Below are 1,286 nucleotides of genomic sequence, written 5' to 3' on the forward strand. Positions count from 1 at the left end.
CAGAAAATTACAACCCTTTTTGTAAAAATATTGATATTTTTTTCACAAACTTGATTCTTCAAATTATTTGAAATTTATTCCTATTAGATATTGGTTTTGCAATAAAAATCAAAAAAGGTCTAGATTTAACTAAACCTTTTTGTGGCATTTACTATGAAAGTACCTTCAAGACTGCAACGCTGATATCGTCAATCACATTAGACTCTTGAGAACGACTATTGGACACAAGCATTTCAAGATTTCCTGCATTTTCAAAGTAGAAGGAAGTTCCTTTAGCATTGAATACCACCAATAAGTGCTCTGCTCCACCGTGAATTTCGTAAACAATCCACCCACTATTTTCAGCAGCTGTATGAACAAAGACATGACGATAAACTTCTTCGTATGTAGGATAAGAGAAGGCACTGGTTTGTGTTTTTAGGTGAATAATCTGACGGATAAATTCAATACTCTCTTGTCTCTCATTGATTAAATCCCAGTTGACCTGATTGACACTATCTGGAGCATTGTAGCTGTTCATAGCACGTTCTCTATCTGCCGGAGTTAGCTCGCCATTTTCTCCAGTAGCAAGGAGTTTAGTGCGGCCAAATTCTTGACCTAACTCTATAAAGGACATCCCTTGCATAAGAATGCTCATCGCTGTCGCTGTCTCAACCTGGCGCATAATCTTATCTGAACTGTGATCTGGATGCAGGGTTACTAACAAATCATGCAAGTTGTAATTATCATGGGCTTCCACATAGTTAAGGACTTGATTTGGACTAAGATATGAACCCAATTCTCGGCTACCAAGGATAGCTTTAGCCACAATTGGTTCTGTAGCAGCCCCACTAACAAATCCTGCCTTGATTGAGCCATAAACTTCTCCGCCTTTGATGGCATCACGCTGATCATCATTGAAGAATCCAATATTTGGCATCTGGTAGGCATTGTCCTTCTTGGCCTTGTCATAAGGTGCAAGACCTGTTCCCATATCCCAACCTTCTCCATAAGTGAGAATGCGCGGATCAACTTCATCAAGTGCCCAACGAATTGCCTGCATGGTTTTAACATCGTGAATCCCCATCAAGTCAAAACGGAAACCGTCAATATTGTATTCTTTCACCCAATAAAGGAGTGAGTCAATCATATACTTGCGGTACATTTCATGTTCGCTTGCGGTTTCATTTCCTACACCTGTGCCGTTTTGAAAGGTTCCATCTGGATTCATACGATAGTAATAATCAGGAACAGTTGTTTGGAAAGGTGCGTCAACTGTTGAGAAGGTATGGTTGTAAACGACATCC

At 39.7% G+C, this 1,286-nt stretch carries 1 pseudogene; it reads right to left on the bottom strand.

The features are described from left to right. Nucleotides 1-151: 151 nt before the first annotated feature. Nucleotides 152-1,286 (bottom strand): annotated as a pseudogene (locus tag SORDD16_RS04735) (alpha-amylase family glycosyl hydrolase); the annotation flags it as partial.

It is taken from the genome of Streptococcus oralis, from assembly GCF_001578945.1.
In the GTDB taxonomy this organism is placed as follows: Bacteria; Bacillota; Bacilli; order Lactobacillales; family Streptococcaceae; genus Streptococcus; species Streptococcus oralis_Q.